The organism is Kitasatospora sp. NPDC001683, assembly GCF_053596495.1.
Window position 1 is genome coordinate 19929 of record NZ_JBSFGK010000017.1, and the last position, 17130, is coordinate 37058.

The window sequence follows — 17130 nt, forward strand, 5'->3', positions numbered from 1 at the left end:
GCAGTGGCAGGTCCGACACGGAAGGCTACTGCCGGATTCCGTATGACGAACATTCCAGTGGCATATTCACACCAACTGCGGCGAATTCCGGCCAAGGTATGAGGGTGGGTCAGTCCTGCCCAGGAGGCAAAGCCGCTGGCGTGGCGCCCGTCACGGAGAGTCGCCCAGCGATCACCTGGTACGGGACCTTGGCCGATACCGGATTGCAGCCGGGAGTTTCGAGGCCGAAAGTGCGATAAGAGGGCATGTTCGTCGACGGCCCGACGGGCGGACATGACGGCGGGCGGACATGACGAAGGGGCCCGTTCCATTGGATGGAACGGGCCCCTTCGGGTGGAGCGCCAGGCCCGGGTCGCACGGACTCTTCCCACTGAAAGTGGGACGTGCTCTGGTAGCACCGCTGACGCACGTTCGAGAGATCCTCGCTTCGGAAGATCATTTCCTCTCGACGTGCAGAACAATAGCAGGTCATCACACCAAGTCAGAAATCGGGGAGACCGGCTCAGACCTGGCCGACCGCCTCGGCGAGCAGCCGGTAGGAGTCGAGCAGCGCGGTGCGGTCGTAGGTGCTGGTCGCCACCAGGAACTCGTCCGCGCCGGTGCGTTCCACCAGGGCGGCCAACTCGGCGGCGGCCTGCTCCGGAGTGCCCGCGATGTGGCCCTTGAGCGACTGCTCGAACGCGGCCCGCTCGCGCCCGCTCATCGCCCGTGCCCGGATCCCGGCGGGCGGCGCCAGCGGCGGGAACTCCCCGTGGGTGCGGGAGTAGGCGCCGGCCCAGGCCTCCGGGACGAGCAGCTCGCGCGCCAGTTCCTCGGTCTCGGCCACCGCGACCGTGCCGGAGACCACCACGTACGGCTCGGCGGCCTGCGCGGAGGGACGGAAGCGGCTGCGGTACTCCTCGATCGCCCTGAGCATCCGCCCCTCTCCGCGCGCGGCGGCGATGACCAGCGGCAGTCCGGCCTCGGCGGCCAGGTCGGCGCCGGCGCCGGTGGCCAGGACGAAGGCCGGCACCTGCAGGCCCTCGGCCGGCCGGGCGTGGACGTCGCGGTGCACCTGCTGCGAGCCGTCGAAGTAGCCGAGCAACTCGGCCAGCTGGCCGGCGAAGTCGTCCGCGGCGTCCTTCTCCCGCCCGAGCGCCCGCCGGACGCCGTCGGTGAAGCCCACCGAGCGGCCCAGGCCCATGTCGATCCGGCCCGGGAACAGCGACGCCAGCACCCCGAACTGCTCGGCCACCACCATGGGCCGGTGGTTGGGCAGCATCACCCCGCCGGTACCGACCCGGATCCGGGTGGTGGTCGCCGCGACCGCCGCGGCGAGCACCGTCGGTGCCGATCCGGCCACCCCGGGCACGCCGTGGTGCTCGGAGACCCAGAAGCGGTGGTAGCCCAGCCGCTCGACCTCCCGGGCGAAGGCCACCGTGTTCCGAAGCGCCTGCGCCGGCTCCTCGCCCTGTCTGGTCCGGGAGCGGTCGAGGACGGAGAGCCTGGCCGTGGGCGTCGCGCTGGTCACGTGGGTGGACAACACCCCTCTGCCGCGCGGGCATTCCCGGGCCCGGACCGGACCGGGCGCGCCGTCATCGGTCACCGGGCCCCGGGTATTCGCCCCGGGCGCTCTCCCGCGGCGTTGCGGCGCCCCCAGGGCTGGTACTCCGACAGGATGACGTTGAACGGGTAGAGCGAGAACGCGACCGCCGGGACGATCACCGTGTCGTACCGGACGAATCCGAGCTCCGACACCGGGATCGGACCGGTCGGGTGCGCGTCCGCCACGCGGACCGCGTCGTGCAGCCGAGCGGTGAGGGCGAAGACCGAGGCCGCCATCGCGCCGAGCGTCAACCAGAACTTGGTGCTCACCCAGTAGTACCGGAACGGGCCCCAGGGCGTGCCGAGCCCAGCGCCACCCCGCTCAGGGGCCGGACGGACCGGACGCACGGGTGCCTCCTTCGAGTCGGGGCCACGACGATGCGCCCAGACTCCCCCGCCCGCCCCTCACCGGGCATCTGACAGCGGAAGTAACCTCACCTACTCCCCGGCGAGTACGCGCCCGCCGCTCACCGCCACCGGCGGACTCCCCCGGAAGTGGACCAACGCCCCGCCCGGCTCAGTCCGTCACCGCGAAGCCCTGCGCCGCACCCAGCCGCTGCAGCGAGTCCCGACCGGGGATGCCGTCCGCGGCCCCCGCCGTGTACCCGCACCGCCGCTGCCAGCCCGCGTACGCCGCGACCGTGAGACTGCCGTACGAGCCGTCCACCCAGCGCTGTTCGAGCAACCCCTCGTCCGCCAGCGCCTGTTCGACGATCGCCACCTCGGCCCCGTACGTCCGGTGCCCCTGCTCCGCCCCCGGGTCGCTGCGCGCCGCCGCGACGACGTGGGCGAGCGAGACCGTGCGCGGCCCGGGCAGGTAGCCGAGCAGCCGCAGCAGCGAGTCCTCGCCCGGTACGCCGTCCGCCGCCGGCCCGGAGTAGCCCAGGCTCGCCTGGTAGTCGGCGTAGTTCTCGGTGTCCGCGTCCGTCCAGGTCGGGCCGGGCCCGGAGTGGTAATGGGCACCGAAGCCGGCCGCGACCAGCGCCCGACCGACGGCGGTCACCTGGTAGCCCTGGGCGCCGTACCCGTACGCCAGGCCGTTGATGGTGACCTGGTACCGGGCCGGGACGGACCCCCCGGACGGGGGCGGGTCGGACGGGGTGCCGGAGCCGCCCCTGAAGTCGGGCCAGGAGCCGGGGTCGACGTGGTCGTTGAACGGCACGTGGGCGTGCGCGTACCAGCCGCCGCGGGTCTCCCAGACGTGCTCGTCGCGGTGGTCGGAGAAGTCGGTCGGCCGCCCCATCGGCCAGGCGTCGGGCACGCCCCAGGAGGAGACCCAGGCGTGGATCCGCTGCCAGCCCGCGCACGGGGTGTCGACCAGCCGCGGGTAGACCGTGCCCTGGTGGCGGCAGTACGGGAAGAAGACCGCCTCGATCTGGATCACCACCCGCCCCGCCCGGTTGGTGCGGGTCGGGCTCTGGGCGGGGCTGAGCAGGCTCTTCGAGCGGGAGTCGGCGGGGAACAGCTGGGCGGCGCGCCCGCTGAACGGGTCCCAGACCAGGTGCGGGGCGTCACCGGCACCGGCGCCGGTGAAGTACCCGACCAGGTCCTCGTAGGAGCACCAGTCCTGCGGTGCGGCGGCGGTGGCGTTGCGGTCCCAGGTGATGTGGGCGATGGCCTTCGGCGGGTACTGGTGGTCGGTCGGTGCGTGGTCACCGAGGTCGTGGATCTCGGCACCGGGCAGCCACAGTTCGGGCATGCTGGCTCCTCCGAACGGCGTCGTGACGTCAATGCCGTTATCGGCAGGTTCACACCGGGGATTGACCCCGGCGGCCCGATCGACGGCATTGAACCGCCCGGACCAGCACGGTCGTTCGGATCAAGGCGGGGAATTCGTCCTCACGTCCGGAACCGAGGCCCGCGACGCGCGGTCCCGGACGCCGCCGGGCGGCACGCGTTCCGCCTCGCCGCCGGGCGGCGCGCGGTCTACATGTCGACACCCGTGCGCCGAGCCGGCTCGAGGCGCCGGCGGACCCGCGCTCGGGGTCCGTCGCGGAAATTCGGCGGCGGGCCCGGCCGGGCCGCGGGCACAATGCGCGGATGCCGTCGCTGTTGCACGCCGTCGCCCGCAATCCCGCCCTGCCGCCCGAACTGCTCGGACGGCTGATCGCCGATGCCGACGAGGAACTGGCGGGCGCGCTCGCGGACCGGGTGGACCTCGCCCCGGACCAGGTCCGACAGCTGGCCGAACGGTCCGAGTTCGCCGCCCTCCTGCTCGTCGCCGACGGCCGGCTGACCAGCGGGGACGTCGATCCGCTCGCCCGACCGACGGTGGCGGTCGCCCTGGTGGAGCAGGGGCGCGGAGAGCCGGGCTGGGCGCGCCTGCTGGCGCTGGTTCCGGACCCGTACGTCCGGCAGCGGCTCGCCACCTGCCCGGAGCTGCCGGACGAGGTCGCCGAGCTCCTCGCCGCCGACGAGTCCGACGACGTGGTGGCCGAACTCGCCGTCAACACCACGTGGTTGGACCTCTTGGTGCGCCTCGCCGCGCACCCGTCGGCGGTGGTGCGGCGCTGGGCCGCGGCGAACGAGGCCATGCCCGCGGAGTCACTGACGGCCCTGCTGGACGATCCGGAGGTGCTGGTCCGCGAGCAGGCGGCGGGCAATCCCACCACTCCGGCGGCGGCCGCCGCCCGGCTGGTGGCCGACCACGCCATGATCCGACAGGCGCTCGCCGCCCATCCCGGGCTGCCCGCCGAGACGTACCAGCGGCTCACCCGGGACGAGATCCCCTGGGTCCGGTCCAACCTCGCCCAGAACCCGGGGATCGACGAACGGCTGATCCGCCACCTGGCCGAGGACGACGGCCACGACGTACGGCGTTCGCTCGCCCAGCACCCGGCCGTCCCGCTCGACGTACTCGCCCGACTCGCCACGACCGTCAAGATCGGCCCGATCCTGCTCCCCCGGATCGCCGGCGCCGATCCCACCGAACTCGCCGAGCTCGCGGCCTCGCCGGAGCCCCGGGTCCGCGCGCTCGTCGCCGCGCGCCGCGACCTGCCGTCGGCCCTCCGTGACCAGCTGGCCGCCGACCCGGTCGCCAAGGTGGTCAAGTCGGTGGCCCCGGACCCGGACCTCAGCACCGCCCAACTCACCGCCGCGCTGGACAGGTTCGGGACGACGGTGGCCGCCGCCGTGGCCGCGAACCCGGGCACCCCCGGCGCGCTGCTCGACCGCATCGCGGCCACCCCGACCGTGCCCGTCAAGGCCCTGCGCGCCGTCGCCGCCCACCCGAACTCCTCCCCCGCCGCCCTCGCCACCTGCCTCGCCTCCCCGGACTCCCGCACCGCTCAGGCGGCTGCGGCCAACCCGGCCCTGCCGCTGGCGGTCATGGTGGAGCTGGCCTCCTCGTGAGGGGAGGAGCCCATGGGGCACCTGGTGTCCGCCGTGTCCGCACCCGGTTGCAGTTGCGTCTCCGTTCGGTCCGGCCGGGGTGCGTCCCGGCCGCCGGTCCGGGAGCCTGATGGCAACGACTCGTACGGCAGGGGGAGTTGCCATGGGGGACGGCCGACAGCTGGTACCAGGCGTGGTGGGCGCGCTGGTACGGCTGGCGCGGGGCGCGGCCGGCGGGGCCGGGCACGCGGTGGCCGAGGTGGTACGGGCCCGGCTGCGGCTGATGCCGGAGGGGGCGCGGGCCGTGGCGGCCATCGAGGCGGGCCCGGACGATCCGCGGGCGCAGGCCGAACTGACCGCCGCCGTCACCCAACTGCTGGCCATCGACCGGGGGTTCGCCCAGTACCTGACCACCACCGAGCTCGGCGGACCGACCGACCCGACGACCGTCCAGCTGCGGGTCGATCCCGGGAAACCGTCCACCGTCCAACTGCGGGTCGATCGCAAGGAGTCGTCCACCGTCCAGCTCCGGCTCGACGAGGCCGCCACCGGCGCCCGGGGCCTGGCCGCCCGGCGCAGCAACACCGCCGTCATCGTCACCCTGGCCCTGGTCCTGATCACCGCGCTGGTCGCGCTCGGCATCCACCTCGGCTCGCGCCCGCTGCTGCACCCCAACGGGCCCGACTTCGCCCACGCCGCGCGGACCATCCGCGACCCCGCGCAGGTGCAGGGCGTGCTGCCGGACGCGGCGGCGATGCCGGGCGGCTGGCAGGTGGCGAGCGGGCCGCGGTCCGGGACCGGCAGCGGGCCGGACGTGCCGTGCCTGCTCCCGGACGCTTGTGACCAGCAACTCGCTTACGCCACCGCGACGTTCAGCGCCACTGCGGTCCCGTCCGCGCGGTTCACCGTGGTCACCTTCGCCTCCCCCGAGGCGGCCGGCCGCGCCTTCGGCACCAGGCTCGACCTGGTCGATGCCCGGAGCGACGCGACCGCGGCGACCATCCCGCCGATCGGCGACCAGAGCGCCGCCCGCACCCGCGGCGCGTCGACGGCGGAGCTGGTGGTCCGGGTCGGCTCGACGCTGCTGTCCGTGCACTACGAGGGGCCGGGCGCCGCGATCGCGCTGCCCGGCCTCACCCCGTTCGCCCGGCTGCTCACCGAGCGCGCCCAGCAGGCCGCGGCCGGCCGCACCCCGGACGCCGTCTTCCACGGCACCGCGGCCTGAGCACACCCTCCAGCACCCCCAAGCCCCCGCGATCGCCCCGCAGGCCCCACCGGGCCGCGGGGCGTACCCGTTCGCCCCGGCGCACCGCACGCCCCAGGCGCACCACAGGCCCCCGTCGCCCGAAAGCATGTATCGCTCTATTGACTGGCGTCACGAGCGCGCCATACTGGCTTCACTCCCGCTCGCACGATGAGGTGCCCGCCCATGGAGCTCTCCCCTTCAGCACATGTGGACACGTTCTGTCGAGACCACCTCCCACCCATCGACCAGTGGCCCGAACTCCTCTTCGAACTACCGGAGTTGGGCTACCCCGACCGCCTGAACTGCGCGGCCGCCCTGCTCGACGACACCATCGCCCGCTTCGGACCCGACCGCCGTTGCCTGCTCACCCCCACCGACCGGTGGAGCTACGGCGAACTGCGCGACCACGCCGACCGGATCGCCCGTCTGCTCACCGAGGAGCTGGGCCTGACCACCGGCAACCGCGTCCTGCTGCGCGGCCCCAACACCCCCTGGCTGGCCGCCTGTTGGCTGGGCGTGCTGAAGGCCGGCGGGGTGGTGGTCACCACGATGCCGCTGCTGCGCGCGGCCGAGCTCACCGAGCTCGTCCGGATCGCCCGCCCCACCCTCGCCCTGTGCGACCACCGCTTCCTCGCCGAGCTCGACCTGGCACACGCCCCCGACCTGCGGATACTCCCCTTCGGCGGCCCCGGCCCGGAGGACCTCACCGCCCGCTGCGCCGCCCAGCGCCCCGGCTTCACCGCGGTGCCGACCGCCGCCGACGACGTCGCACTGATCGCCTTCACCTCCGGCACCACCGGCCGCCCCAAGGCCACCCTGCACTTCCACCGCGACGTGCTGGCCAACGCCGACACCTTCTCCCGCCACCTGCTCCATCCCACCCCCGACGACCTCTTCACCGGCACCCCGCCGCTCGGCTTCACCTTCGGCCTGGGCGGCCTGCTGGTCTTCCCGCTGCGGGCCGGCGCCGCCAGCCTGCTGCTGGAGCAGGCCACGCCCGAGCAGCTCGCCGAGCAGGTCCGGCGCCACGGCGTGAGCGTGCTGTTCACCGCGCCGACCGCCTACCGGGCGATCCTGGCCGCCGGGCTGGCCGACCGGCTGCAGGGAGTCCGGCGCTGCGTGTCGGCCGGCGAGCCGCTGCCCGCCGCCGTCTGGGAGGCCTTCCACGCCGCCACCGGCCGGCGGCTGATCGACGGCATCGGCGCCACCGAGCTGCTGCACGTGTTCATCTCGGCCGCCGACGCCGACATCCGCCCCGGCTCCACCGGCCGCCCCGTCCCCGGCTACCGGGCGGCGATACTCGACGGGCACGGCAACCCGGTGCCGGACGGCGAACCCGGGCTGCTCGCGGTCAAGGGCCCGACCGGCTGCCGCTACCTGGACGACGAGCGTCAGCGCGACTACGTCCGCAACGGCTGGAACCTCACCGGCGACACCTACCTCCGCGACCGGGACGGCTACTTCTGGTACCAGGCCCGCAACGACGACATGATCGTCTCGGCCGGCTACAACATCGCCGGCCCCGAGGTGGAACAGGCGCTCGCCGCCCACCCGGCCGTCGCCGACTGCGCCGTGGTGGCCGCGCCGGACGAGCGGCGCGGCACGGTGGTCAAGGCGTACGTGGTGCTGCGCAAGGGCACTTCGGCCGGCGCGGAGACCGTCAAGGAGCTCCAGGAGCACGTCAAGCGCACCATCGCCCCGTACAAGTACCCGCGCGCCGTCGAGTTCGTCGGCGAGCTGCCGCGCACCGCGACCGGCAAGCTGCTCCGCGCCGAACTGCGCAGAAGGGCCGCGGCGAAGCAGGACGTGGAGACACCGAACGTGGAGACACCGGACCTGAGGACACCGGACGTGGAACCGAACGCGCGACAGGACGCGGAGCAGCACCCGCTCCCGGCCGCCATCACCATCGAGCGTCGGGTCGAGTGGTCGGACACCGACGCCGCCGGGCACTACCACTTCTCCGCCGTGCAGCGCTGGGCCGAGGCCGCCGAGGCGGCGTTGCTGCGCCGGCTCGGGCTGGCCGAGCTGTTCGGGCGGATCCCCCGGGTGCACTTCGAGGCGGACTACCGGGAGCGGCTCTGGTTCGGGGACGTGGTCCGCACCGAGCTGCGGGTGGTCCGGGTCGGCGGCTCCTCGCTGCACTACGCCTTCGAGGTGCACGGCCCGACGGGTCTGGCCGCCAGCGGCCGGATGTCGGTGGTGCACGCCGCCCCGCGGGCCAAGGGCACCGAGCCCTGGCCGGCACCGGCCCGCCGGGCGCTCGCGGAGGCCGGTCCGCAGCAGCCGGAGGTGGTCGCATGACCACACCGGCCCCGCGCTCGACCGCCGGCCCGCAGCGGATCGCGGTGATCGGCGCCGGCCCCGGCGGGCTCTACTTCGCCGCCCTGGCCAAGCAGTTGGCCCCCGAGCGGGACATCACCGTGTACGAACGCGACGCCCGGGAGGACGAGTTCGGCTTCGGTGTGGTCTTCTCCGACGAGACCCTGGACGGCATCGCCCAGGCCGACCCGCAGGTCTTCGCCGCGATGAGCGCCGAGTTCGCCCGCTGGAGCGACATCGACGTCCGCTACGCCGGCCAGGTCCGCACCAGCGGAGGCCACGGCTTCGCCGCCCTGGACCGCAACCGCCTGCGCGCCATCCTGCAACAGCGCTGCGCCGAACTGGCGGTGGACGTGCGCTACCGCACGCCGGCCCCGCCGGTCGACCGGCTCGCCGCCGAGTACGATCTGGTGGTCGCCGCCGACGGCATCAACTCGGCCACCCGGGCGGCCCACCCGGAGACCTTCCGCACCGAGCTGGACGAACGGCACTGCCGCTACATCTGGCTGGCCACCGACCGGGTCTTCGAGGCCTTCACCTTCATCGTCGAGGAGTTCGACTTCGGCGCCCTGCAGGTGCACGCCTACCCGTACAGCGCCACCCGGTCGACCTTCATCGTCGAGATCGCCGCCGACGCCTGGCGCCGGGCGGGCTTCGAGGCCCTCGCCGCGGAGGAGTTGGCGCGCGGCGAGAGCGACACCGCGAGCGTGCGGCGCTGCGCGGAGCTGCTCGCCGGGCACCTGGACGGCCACCGGCTGATCCCCAACGCCTCCCGCTGGATCCGCTTCACCACGGTGCGCAACGCCAGTTGGCGCCACCGCAACATCGTCCTGCTGGGCGACGCCGCGCACTCCGCGCACTTCTCGATCGGTTCGGGCACCAAGCTGGCTCTGGAGGACGCCCTCGCCCTGGCCGCCGCGCTGAGCGAACAACCCACCCTGGATTCGGCGTTGGCCGCCTACGAGGCCGAGCGGCGGCCGGTGGTGGAGTCCACCCAGCGGGCCGCGCAGGCCAGCCTGGAGTGGTTCGAGACGGTCGACCGCCGTACCGGCCTGGGCATCGACCAGTTCGCCTTCAACCTGCTCACCCGCAGCCGCCGGGTCACCTACGGCAATCTGCGCGCCCGCGACCCGAAGTTCACGGCCGCCGTGGACACCGCCGTCGGCGGCTCGCCCGGCGTGCCGCCGATGTTCCGGCCGCTGAAGCTGGGCGCGCTGGAGCTGCGCAACCGGATCGTCGTCCCGCCGCTCGCCACCTTCACCTCCCCCGACGCGCTGCCCAGCGCCTTCGACCGGGCCCAGCTGACCGCCCACGCGCTCGGCGGCGCCGGGCTGGTGATCGCCGGGATGACCGCCGTCGGCCCCGAGGGCCGGGCCACCGACCACTGCCCCGGACTGTGGAGCGACCACCAGGAAGCCGCCTGGAAGGAACTCCTGGACGCGGTGCGAGCGGTGAGCGACACCCCGGTCGGCATCCAGCTCACCCACGCCGGCCGCCGGGGCGCCACGGCCGCGCCCGGACCGGACGGCATCGGCCGCCCGCTCGCCGAGGGCTGGCCGTTGCTCGCCCCCTCACCGCTGCCCTGGGGCCCCGGCAGCCCGACCCCGCGCGAAGCCAACGAAGTCCAACTGGCGGCCGTCGCCGCCGACTTCGCCGCCTCCGCCGAACGCGCCGCCCGCGCCGGGTTCGACGTGCTGGAGCTGCAGTTCGGCCACGGACACCTGATCTCCTCCTTCCTGTCCCCGCTCACCAACCGCCGCACCGACCATTACGGTGGCCCGCTCGCCCGCCGACTGCTGTTCCCGCTGGAGGTGCTGGCCGCCGTGCGCGCCGTCTGGCCCGCCGGGCGGCCGCTGGTGGTCCGGATCTCGGCCGCCGACTGGGCGCCCGGCGGCACCACCGAGACCGCGGCGGTGGCGATCTGCCAAGCCCTCGCCGAGGCCGGGGCGGACGCGGTGGACGTCTCCACCGGCGAGGTGGTGGCGCACCAGCGGCCGCCGTACGGGCGCGGCTACCAGACGCCCTTCGCCGAGCTGATCCGCGCCTCCACCGGCCTGCCGACCATCGCGGTCGGCGCGATCTCCGGCCACGACGACGCCAACTCCGTCCTGTTGGCCGGCCGCGCCGACCTGGTCGCGATCGGCCGGGCCCAGCTGCACGACCCGTTCTGGACCCTGCACGCCGCGGCCGACCAGGACTACACCGGCCCGGGCGCCCGCTGGCCCGAACCCTGGCTGGCCGGCCGCCGCAAGCCGCCGGGCCCCGGCGCCGACCGGGTCGCCCCGCGCCTGCGACTGCTGCGCGAGCCCGCCCCGCCCGTCCACCGCCGCTGGCGGCCGACCACCGCGCCGAAGGAGTGACGATGCCGGACCTGCCCCGCTTCACCGCCGCCGCCGTGCAGGCCGCCCCGGTCTACCTGGACCCGGCCGCCACCGTGGACAAGGCCGTCGCGCTGATCCAGGAGGCGGCCGGGCACGGCGCCGAACTGGTGGTCTTCCCCGAGGTGTTCGTGCCCGGCTACCCCTACTGGAACTGGACGATGACCCCGGTGCAGGGCTCGCCCTGGTACGAGCGGCTGTACCGCGCCGCCGTGGACGTCCCCGGCCCGTACGTCGACACCCTGCGCGCCGCCGCCCGGCAGGCCGGGGTGGTGCTGGTGATCGGCGTCAACGAGCGCGGCCGGCACAGCCTCGGGGTGCTCCACAACACCCTGCTGATCATCGGCTCTGACGGGGAACTCCTAGGCGTTCACCGCAAGTTGGTGCCGACCTGGGCGGAGAAGCTGACCTGGACCCAGGGCGACGGCAGCTCGCTGCGGGTGCACCGCACGGCCGTCGGACCGCTCGGCGCGCTCGCCTGCGGGGAGAACACCAACACCCTGGCCCGCTTCACCCTGCTGGCGCAGGGCGAACTCGTCCACGCCGCGAGCTACATCGCCCTGCCGGTGGCCCCCGAGGACTACGACATGGCGGAGGCGATCGCGCTGCGCGCCGCGGCCCACTGCTTCGAGGGCAAGCTGTTCACCGTGGTCTCCTGCTCCACCATCTCACCGGAGATGGTGGACCTGATCGCCGGCGAGGACCAGCAGGTCCGCAAGCAGCTCGCCCGCCCGCGCAACGCGCTGTCCGGGATCTTCGGCCCGGACGGCCGGGCGGTCACCGAACCGCTGGTGGACGAGGAGGGCATCGTCTACGCCGAGATCGACCTCGGCCGGTGCATCCAGCCCAAGCAGATGCACGACATCGTCGGCCACTACAACCGCTTCGACGTCTTCCGGCTGCACGTGGACAACCGTCCGCTGCGGCCCCTGGTGCTCCCGGAGGAGGAGGCATGACCAGCGAGAACGGCTACGACGACGACCGGATCGGCCGGGCCCGCGTCCACGACAGCCCCGAACTACTCGCCTACTACGGGGAGTTGGCCAAACACGAGGCCGGCGCGCTGTGGACGGTGGCGAACGAGATCGAGCCCTGGTACCCGCAGCCGAAGTCCGTCCCGGTGCTGTGGCGCTACGCCGACCTGCGCCCGCTGGTCCGCAAGGCCCTCCCGCTGGTGAAGGCCGACGACGCCGGCCGCCGGGTGGTGATGCTGGTCAACCCCGGCCGCCGCGAACTCAGCGCCGCCGTCGGCCTGTTGTACACCGGCCTGCAGATCATGGGCCCCGGCGAGGCGATGACCGCCCACCGCCACCAGGCCTCCGCGCTGCGCTTCGTCCACGAGGGCACCGGCGCCTGGACGGTCGTGGACGGGCAGAAGCTCAAGGTCGGCCCGCGCGACTTCGCGATCACCCCCAACAACACCTGGCACGAGCACGGCAACGAGGCCGAGGACAACCCGGTGATCTGGCAGGACGGCCTGGACATCCCGCTGGTCAACACCCTCGACGCCAACTTCTACGAGGTCCACCCCGAGCTCCACCAGCGGCCCGGAACGGTGGCGAACTCCTCGCTGCTCAGCTACGGCGGCAACCTGCTCCCGTACGGCGTCGAGAAGTGGACCCGCCCGTACTCGCCGCTGCTCGGCTGGCCCTGGGAGCCCAGCTACCACGCGCTGTGCCGACTCGCCCGCGCCACCGAGGGATCCCCGTACGACGGCGTGATCATGGAGTACACCAACCCGGTCACCGGCGGCCCGGTGATGCCCACCATGGCCGCCCACCTGCAGCTGCTGCGCCCCGGCCAGGCCACCCTGGCCCACCGGCACACCGGCTCGGTGGTCTACACGGCGGCCAAGGGGCGCGGGGTCTCGGTGATCGCCGGGCAGCGCTTCGAGTGGCAGCAGGGCGACATCTTCGTCGTCCCCTCCTGGGCCTGGCACGAGCACGCGAACCTCGACCAGGGCGAGGACGCCTGCCTGTTCTCCTTCAACGACTTCCCGGTGATGCACTCGCTCGGCCTCTACCGCGAGGAGTCCTACCCGGACCACCACGGGCACCAGCCCACCACCCCGTAACAGGAGTCCAGAGAGATGCACCTGCTCACCTACTGCGCCGACGGCGACGACAGCCCCCGGCTGGGCGCCCGGATCGGCGCCGACCGGGTCGCCGACCTGACCGCCCTCGCCTCCGCCGCCGGAGTCCGACTCCCCGGCAGCCTGCTGGAGTTGATCCGGGCCGGGGAGCCCGCCCTGGCCACCGCCCGGGAACTGCTCGGCGGGGCGCCGGACACCCGCCCGCTCGCCGAGGTGTCGCTGCGCGCCCCGCTGCGCCCCGGCAAGGTGGTCGGCGTCGGCCTCAACTACCTGGAGCACGTGGACGAGTCGCACCGCAGCCTGGACACCGAGCGCGAACTCCCGGACCGCCCGGTGCTGTTCGGCAAGCCGGCCACCGCCGTCACCGGCCCCGGTCAGCCGATCCTGCACAACGCCGACCTCACCAAGCAGCTCGACTGGGAGTGCGAACTCGCCGTGGTGATCGGCGAACCCGCCCACCGGGTGAGCGAACAGGACGCCCTGCGGCACGTGTTCGGCTACAGCATCGTCAACGACATCAGCGCCCGCGACCAGCGCCGCTCCGGCCAGTGGTTCTTCTCCAAGGGCCAGGACAGCTACGCGCCGTTCGGCCCGGTCGTGGTCACCGCCGACGAGATCCCCGATCCGCAGCGGCTCGACCTCTCGCTGCGGGTCAACGGCGAGCTGCGGCAGAACTCCAACACCCGGCACATGCTGTTCGGCATCGCCCGGCTGATCGCCGACATCTCGGCCGGCATGACCCTGGAGGCCGGGGACGTGATCGCCACCGGCTCCCCCTCGGGGGTGGGCGCCGGAATGGTCCCGCCGCAGTTCCTGCAGCCCGGCGACCTGGTCGAGGCCACCATCGAGCGGATCGGCACACTCGCCAACCCCGTGATCGACGCCCGCTGAGAGGAGACCGGCGCAGATGACCACGTACCGGATCGGCCAGATCGTCCCGAGCTCCAACGTCACCATGGAGACCGAGGTCCCCGCCCTGCTGCGGGCCCGCGAGGCGGTCGCCCCCGAACGGTTCACCTTCCACTCCAGCCGGATGCGGATGACCAGGGTCACCCCCGAGCAACTGCGTGCCATGGACGCCGAGTCCGACCGCTGCGCCACCGAGCTCTCGGACGCCCGGGTCGACGTGATCGGCTACGCCTGCCTGGTCGCGGTGATGGCCACCGGCCCCGGCTACCACCGCGAGGCCGAACAGCGGCTGCACCGCCGTACGGTCGAGAACGGCGCGCCCGCGCCCGTGGTCACCAGCGCGGGTGCCCTGGTCGCCGGCCTGCGCACGCTCGGCGCCAGGAAGGTCGCGATGGTCACCCCGTACCTGCGCCCGCTGGCCCGGACAGTGGTCGACTACCTCGGCCAGGAGGGCATCGAGGTGCTCGACCACGCCGCCCTGGAGATCGCCGACAACCTGGACGTGGCCGCCCACGACCCGGCCCGGCTGCCCGCGATCGCCAAGGGTCTCGCCCACTCCGCGGCCGACGCCGTGGTGCTCTCCGCCTGCGTGCAGATGCCCTCGCTGTCGGCCGTCGAGGAGGCCGAGCAGCAGCTCGGCAAGCCGGTGGTCTCGGCCGCGATCTGCACCACCCACCAGCTGCTGCGGGCGCTCGGCCTGCCCGCCGTCGCCCCCGGCGCCGGGCACCTGCTCTCCGGCGCCTACGCGTAGATCCACCCCCGCTATGATCACCACTAGCCGTCGGGGAGGAGGGCCCGCACATGCCGGAGAGCACGACCCGGCCCAGCTCCCTGATCCACACCGTCTACGGCGAGTTCGTCCGCCGCCTCGGCGGCTGGATATCGATCGCCGACCTGATCGCGCTGATGGCCGAGCTGGACGTCGACGGCCCCGCCGTCCGCTCGGCGATCTCCCGGCTGAAGAAGGCCGGCACCCTGCTCCAGGAGCGCCGCGCGGGCACCGGCTACCGGCTGTCCCCCGCGATGGGCCCGGTGTTCGACGAGGGCGACCGGCGGATCTTCCACAGCCTGGAGCCCGCCGAGCTCGCCGACGGCTGGGTGCTGGCGGTCTTCTCCGTGCCCGAGTCCGAACGCGCCCACCGCCACCAGCTGCGCTCCCGGCTCAGCTGGCTCGGCTTCGGCAACGCCGCCCCCGGCGTCTGGCTGGCCCCCGCCCGGCTGCTGCCGGACGCCCGCCGACTGCTGGAGCGCCTGGGCCTGAGCGCCTACGTCCACCTGTTCCTCTCCGCCGAATACGCCGGCTTCGCCGAGCTCCGTACGGCGGTGGCCAGTTGGTGGGACCTCCCGGCGATCGAGGCGCAGTACGCGGCCTTCACCGACGCCTGGCGTCCGGTCTCCGAGGAGTTGCGCGGGCGGGACCGGATCGACCCGGTCGAGGCCTTCCGGGACTACGTGCCGATGCTCACCCAGTGGCGCCGACTGCCCTACCTCGACCCCGGGCTGCCCGAACCGCTGCTGCCCGCCGACTGGAACGCCGTCCCGGCCCGCGCCGTGTTCACCGAGGTGCACGCACGGCTCGCCGGACCGAGCCTGCGGTACGTCGAGCAGGTCACCGGACTGTCCCACCCCCAGGAGCTGCCATGACCGCCCCAGCCGACCTGCTGATCCGCGCCGCCGCCGTGCACACCCTCGCCCCGGGCGAGCCACCGCAACGGGCGATCGCCGTCACCGGCGGCCGGATCACCGCCCTCGCCGCCGAGCCCGACGGCCTGGACGCCCTGGTCGGGCCGGGCACCGAGGTGGTGGACGCCCCGACGGCGACCGTGCTGCCCGCCTTCGACGACACCCACACCCATCTGATCCTGGCCGGGCACAGCGTCCACGGCGTCCCGGTGCACCGGGCCCGGGACCTCGCCGGGTTCCTGGAGCTCATCCGCGAGCGCGCCGCCCGCACCCCCGCCGGGGAGTGGATCCTCACCACGGTCAACTGGCAGGAGGTGCTGCTCGCCGAGCAGCGGATGCCGACCACCGAGGAGCTGGACGGCGCCAGCGCCGACCACCCGGTGCTGGTGCGCCGCGGCGCGTACAACATGGTGCTCAACTCGGCCGCGCTGCGGCTGGCCGGGATCGACGAGTCCACCGAGTCGCCCTCCGGCGGGGTGATCGAGCGCGACGAGCGGGGGCGGCTGACCGGCCGGCTGATCAACCGGGCGACCGAGCTGGTCGAGCGGGTGCTGCCGCGCCCGACCCTCGCCGAGCGGATCGAGGGCCTGCGCGCGGCCTGCGCCGACTACGCCGCCACCGGGATCGGCACCGTACGCGACTGCCTCGTCCCGGTCGAGGACCTCGACGTGCTGGACGCGGCCCGGGCCGAGGGCGCGCTCGCCGTCCGGGTCCGGGCGCTGGTCTCCGGCTTCGCGGCGCGCACGCCCGAGCAGGTGGACGCCCTGCTGGACCGGATGGACGGATGGCGGGCGGACGGCCGGGACGACGCGCAACTGCGGCTGTGGGGCGTCAAGTTCGGCATCGACGGCGGCTTCGAGGCGGGCGCGCTGGAGGAGCCGTACCAGGGGCAGCCGTGCTACCACGGGCGGCTGCTCTGGGAGCCGGAGGAACTGCTCGCGGCGGTGGACCGGGTGGTCGAGCGCGGCTGGCGGGTGGGCGTGCACGCCTGGGGCGACCGCGGGCTGCGCGTGCTGCTGGACGTCTTCGAGCAGGTGCTGAAGGGCCGGCCCGGCCTGCCGCCGGGAACGCTCGTGGTCGAGCACGGCGGACTGGCCCGGGCCGACCAGCGGGCCCGGGCGATCGCGCTCGGCATCCCGGTGACGGTGCAGCACCCGCTGCTGCACGACGGCGCGCTCACCCAGCAGCGAGCCTGGGGCGAGGAGCGCACCGCCGCGCTGTTCCCGCTGCGCGAGTGGCTGGACGAGGGCGCGCAGCTCTCGGCCGGCTCGGACTTCCCGGTCGGTCCGTACGGCGCCATGGTGTCGGTGTGGGGCATGACGACCCGCGGCACCACGGCCGGGGTGGTCGGCGCCGAGCACGCGATCGGGCGGGCCGAGGCGGTCGCGCTGCACACCGTCGCCGCCGCCCGGCTGACCGGCGAGAGCGCCGAGCGCGGCAGCCTGCGCCCTGGTGCACTCGCCGACCTCACGCTGTGGCCGGTCGACCCGCTGAGCTGCTCGGTGGACGAGTTGCGGGAGCTGCGGCCGGTCCGGACGGTGGTCGGCGGCCGTACCGTGCACCTGAGCTGACGGACCGTCCAATAT

At 74.0% G+C, this 17130-nt stretch carries 13 protein-coding genes and 1 pseudogene; 11 read left to right on the top strand and 3 right to left on the bottom strand.

Annotated features, from left to right (window positions below; translation table 11 throughout):
* Window positions 1-502 precede the first annotated feature (502 nt).
* From ACWCYO_RS11905 to ACWCYO_RS11915, 3 genes are all read right to left on the bottom strand, one after another.
* The gene (locus ACWCYO_RS11905) at window positions 503-1510 is read right to left on the bottom strand and encodes an LLM class flavin-dependent oxidoreductase (protein WP_449784197.1); all 1008 of its coding nucleotides are present in this window, start codon (window positions 1508-1510) and stop codon (window positions 503-505) included.
* Window positions 1511-1581: 71 nt separating this feature from the next.
* On the bottom strand, window positions 1582-1932 hold the full coding sequence (locus ACWCYO_RS11910; protein ID WP_449784151.1) for a hypothetical protein: 351 nt from the start codon (window positions 1930-1932) through the stop codon (window positions 1582-1584).
* A 169-nt stretch (window positions 1933-2101) separates the two neighbouring features.
* The gene (locus ACWCYO_RS11915; protein ID WP_270141667.1) at window positions 2102-3283 is read right to left on the bottom strand and encodes a peptidoglycan-binding protein; all 1182 of its coding nucleotides are present in this window, start codon (window positions 3281-3283) and stop codon (window positions 2102-2104) included.
* 341 nt (window positions 3284-3624) lie between these two features.
* On the opposite strand from ACWCYO_RS11915, the gene ACWCYO_RS11920 reads away from it, so the two are divergent.
* From ACWCYO_RS11920 to ACWCYO_RS11970, 11 genes and pseudogenes are all read left to right on the top strand, one after another.
* The gene (locus ACWCYO_RS11920) at window positions 3625-4935 is read left to right on the top strand and encodes a hypothetical protein (protein ID WP_449784152.1); all 1311 of its coding nucleotides are present in this window, start codon (window positions 3625-3627) and stop codon (window positions 4933-4935) included.
* Window positions 4936-5077: 142 nt separating this feature from the next.
* Window positions 5078-6139 carry a hypothetical protein gene (locus ACWCYO_RS11925; RefSeq protein ID WP_449784153.1) on the top strand — a complete coding sequence of 354 codons (1062 nt, stop codon included), beginning with the start codon at window positions 5078-5080 and terminating at the stop codon, window positions 6137-6139.
* Between the two features lie 204 nt (window positions 6140-6343).
* A pseudogene (locus tag ACWCYO_RS11930) lies at window positions 6344-7957 on the top strand (AMP-binding protein); the annotation flags it as partial.
* Between the two features lie 171 nt (window positions 7958-8128).
* A complete protein-coding gene (locus ACWCYO_RS11935) occupies window positions 8129-8464 on the top strand; it encodes an acyl-CoA thioesterase (protein WP_449784198.1) in 336 nt (111 codons plus the stop codon).
* Window positions 8461-10842, top strand: a complete 2382-nt coding sequence (locus ACWCYO_RS11940) for an oxidoreductase (RefSeq protein ID WP_270141673.1) — start codon at window positions 8461-8463, stop codon at window positions 10840-10842. The genes ACWCYO_RS11935 and ACWCYO_RS11940 overlap by 4 nt, the downstream gene beginning before the upstream one ends.
* 2 nt (window positions 10843-10844) lie before the next feature.
* Window positions 10845-11816 carry a carbon-nitrogen hydrolase family protein gene (locus ACWCYO_RS11945; RefSeq protein ID WP_270141675.1) on the top strand — a complete coding sequence of 324 codons (972 nt, stop codon included), beginning with the start codon at window positions 10845-10847 and terminating at the stop codon, window positions 11814-11816.
* Window positions 11813-12934, top strand: coding sequence for a cupin domain-containing protein (locus ACWCYO_RS11950; RefSeq protein ID WP_270141677.1), 1122 nt, complete (start codon window positions 11813-11815; stop codon window positions 12932-12934). The genes ACWCYO_RS11945 and ACWCYO_RS11950 overlap by 4 nt, the downstream gene beginning before the upstream one ends.
* A 15-nt stretch (window positions 12935-12949) precedes the next feature.
* A complete protein-coding gene (locus ACWCYO_RS11955) occupies window positions 12950-13843 on the top strand; it encodes a fumarylacetoacetate hydrolase family protein (protein ID WP_449784154.1) in 894 nt (297 codons plus the stop codon).
* Between the two features lie 16 nt (window positions 13844-13859).
* On the top strand, window positions 13860-14612 hold the full coding sequence (locus ACWCYO_RS11960) for a maleate cis-trans isomerase family protein (RefSeq protein ID WP_449784155.1): 753 nt from the start codon (window positions 13860-13862) through the stop codon (window positions 14610-14612).
* A 50-nt stretch (window positions 14613-14662) separates the two neighbouring features.
* Window positions 14663-15505: a PaaX family transcriptional regulator gene (locus tag ACWCYO_RS11965; protein WP_449784156.1), complete on the top strand. Its 843-nt coding sequence runs from the start codon at window positions 14663-14665 to the stop codon at window positions 15503-15505.
* A complete protein-coding gene (locus tag ACWCYO_RS11970) occupies window positions 15502-17115 on the top strand; it encodes an amidohydrolase (RefSeq protein WP_449784157.1) in 1614 nt (537 codons plus the stop codon). The genes ACWCYO_RS11965 and ACWCYO_RS11970 overlap by 4 nt, the downstream gene beginning before the upstream one ends.
* Window positions 17116-17130 lie beyond the last annotated feature (15 nt).